1 protein-coding gene is annotated in these 3,013 nt (G+C 71.4%); it reads right to left on the bottom strand.

From position 1 onward, the window contains the following. Positions 1–67 precede the first annotated feature (67 nt). Entirely contained in the window at positions 68–2,830 is a 2,763-nt protein-coding gene (locus ACFW2E_RS39895) for a transglycosylase domain-containing protein (RefSeq protein WP_384474926.1), read from the bottom strand. Between the last annotated feature and the right edge of the window lie 183 nt (positions 2,831–3,013).

The raw sequence follows: 3,013 nt of genomic DNA, 5'->3' as shown, positions 1-3,013 counted from the left end.
GTGTCTGCTGCTGGTCGCCGTGGTGGGGCTCAAGGCGACCTCCGGTCACTGACCGGTCAGCGACCGCTCACTGTTCTCCCAACCTGAGCTGCGGGCCTCCGGGGCCGGCCGTCGTTCCGGTCGTGGTGCCGTCGGTGGTGCCCGTACTCGTGCCGTCGGTGGTCCCGGCGGTGGTGCCTGCGGTGCCGCCGTCGGTCGTGCCCGCCGTCGTGCCGCCGTCGGTCGTACCGCCGTCGTTCTGGCCGGCCGTCTGGCCCTGGTCCTGCCCCTGGTCCTGGCCGCCGTCGGTGGTGCCGCCGTCGTTCTGGCCGCCGGTGGTGCCGGGCTCGGTCGGAGCCTGCGTGCCGGGGGCCTGGACATCGGCGCCCTGCTGCAGTTCGAGGTCGAAGTCGGTGGCCGGCTTGTTCTTCAGGGCGGCCTGCGTGTACTGCGCCCAGATCTCGGTGGGGGCTCCACCGCCGTTGATGCGCGGCAGCCCCATCACGCCGTACAGCGACTTGTGGGCGGCCGTGACCGGGTCCTGGCCCATCACCGAGACGACCGTGGCCAGGTCGGGCGTGTAGCCCGCGAACCAGGCCGCCGTGTCCTCCTCCGCCGTGCCGGTCTTGCCCGCCGCCGGGCGCCCGGCGGCCTGGGCGGCGGTCGCGGTGCCGGTCTGCACCACGCTCTGCAGGATCGACGTCGTGGTGTCCGCGGCCTCGCGGCTGACGGCCTGCGCGGTCTTGTCCTCGGGGAGGTCGACCTCCTCCGTGCCGTCCTTGGTGATCTTCTCGATCATCGTGTACGTGCCGTGCTTGCCGTGGTTGGCGAGGGTGGCGTACGCCTCCGCCATGTCCAGCACGCTGGCGGTGGCGGTACCGAGGGCGATGGACGGGTACGGGTTCAGGTCCTTGGTGCCGGCCGGGATGCCCAGGTCGACCGCGGTCTTCTTGACCTTCGCCGGGCCCACGTCGACGGCCATCTGCGCGTACACCGAGTTCACCGACAGGTCGGTGGCCTTGCGCACGGTGATGTCGCCGTACGACTTGGAGTCCTCGTTCTCGGGTGCGTAGGCGCCGCCGCTCCAGCCTTGCACCGGCCGCTGGTTGGTGCCGTCGTAGTAGGTGTTCGGCGTGATGGTCTGGCCGTCCTGCGTGGTGGAGCCGTTCTGCACGGCCGAGGTGAACACGAACGGCTTGAAGGTGGAGCCGACCTGGAAGTCGCCCCGGGTCGCGCCGTTGGTGTACTGCTTCACGTAGTCGACGCCGCCGTACATCGCGACGACCTTGCCGGTCTTGGGATCGACGGAGGCGCCGCCCGCGCGGACGTAGGAGTCGACCTTGCGGTTCTTCTTGTCCAGCTTGTCCATCAGCCGGTCGTTGACCGCCTTGACGAAGGCGTTCTGCTTGCTTTTCTGCAGGGTGGTCGTGATGCGGTAGCCGCCGGCCTCCAGGGCGTCCGCGTCGATGATGTTGTTCTTGGTGAGGTAGTGCTTGATCGCGTCGACGATGTAGCCGCGCTGCCCGGACAGGCCGGTGGAGACGGTCTGCTCCTTCGGCATCGGGAACTTCATGCCGGCCCGCTTGGACTCGCTGAGCCAGCCCTTCTTGACCATGCCGTCCAGGACGTAGTTCCAGCGGGCCACCGCGGCGGACTTGTTCTCGGGGTGCGCGATGATGTCGTACTCGCTGGGCGCGTTGACCAGCGCGGCGAGGTAGGCGGCGCGGGCCGGGTCCAGGCCGGTGGCGTCCACGCCGTAGTAGGCCTGGGCGGCGGCCTGGATGCCGTAGGCGTTGCGGCCGAAGTAGCTGGTGTTGAGGTAGCCCTCGAGGATCTGGTCCTTGGACTTGTTGCGGTCCAGCTTGATCGAGATGAAGAACTCCTTGGCCTTGCGGGTGACCGTCTGTTCCTGGGCCAGGTAGTAGTTCTTCACGTACTGCTGGGTGATCGTCGAGCCGGACTGCTTGCCCTTGCCGGTGGCGGTGTTCCAGGCGGCGCGGATCATCGCCTTGGGGTCGACGGCCGACTCGGTGTAGAAGTCGCGGTCCTCGGCGGCCAGTACGGCGTGCTGGGCGTCCTTGGAGATCTGCGCGAGGGTGACGTTCTCCCGGTTGATCTCGCCGTCCCGGGCCAGCTGGGAGCCGTCCGCGTACAGGAAGACGTTGCTCTGCTTGGTGGCGAGGGCGTTGGCCGGCGGGATCTTGACCATCGAGTAGCCGAGGAAGAACAGGCCGATGATCAGCAGGATGCCGACGAGGAAGGTGCCGAGCACCATCCGCCAGGTCGGGATCAGCCGGCGCCAGCCGGTGCGCTTGGACCGCTTCGGCTGCTTGCCGTTGCCGTTGCCGCCGGCGGTCGCGTTCGCGCTGCTCGGGGTGTCCGCGGCTTTCGTGCCGCTCTGGGTGCGGGCCGGGTTCCCGGCGGTCCCGGTCCCCGCGTTCGCCGCGACCGCCGGGGTCGCCGCGGTCCGGGGGATCCTGGTGGTGCGGGCGGCCCCGGCGCTGGGCACGTCCGCCTTCACCCTGGTCAGCCGGGTGGTCTCGTCGGTCCGCGGGGTGTCCTTGACCGGGGTGAGCCGGGTGGTGTCGTCGGCCGGCGGGGTCTCCTTGACCGGGGTCAGCCGCGCGGTGTCGTCGGCCCGTGGGGTGTCCTTGACCGGGGTGAGCCGGGTGGTGTCGTCGGCCCGCGGTGCGCTCGGGTTCCCGGGGGCCGCCGGGGCGCCCGGGGTGCGCGCGTTGCCCGCGCTCGCCGGACCGCTCGGCACGGCCTTCGCGTTCCCCGCCGCTTCGGCGGATTCGGCGGCCGCGGCGGCACCGGCGTTGCCGGCGGTCTCCGGGCTGCCGCCGCCCACCGGGCGGCCCGCGCCCCTCGGGCCCGCCGCGTACGGTGCGGCGTCCGTGTTGCCCGCGGTCTCGGGGGGCTCGGGGGGTACGGCGACCCGGGGCTTCTCGCGGGGAGCCGCGCTCGTCGGGGTGCCAGGGTGGTCAGGCCGGACAGTTTCAGCGGCGGGGGCGGCGCCGCCCGCCAGAGCGCG

The organism is Streptomyces sp. NPDC058964 (assembly GCF_042741275.1).
GTDB lineage: Bacteria > Actinomycetota > Actinomycetes > Streptomycetales > Streptomycetaceae > Streptomyces.
The sequence above is the reverse complement of the archived record's forward strand: the minus strand, read 5'-3'. Positions and strand labels throughout refer to the sequence as shown.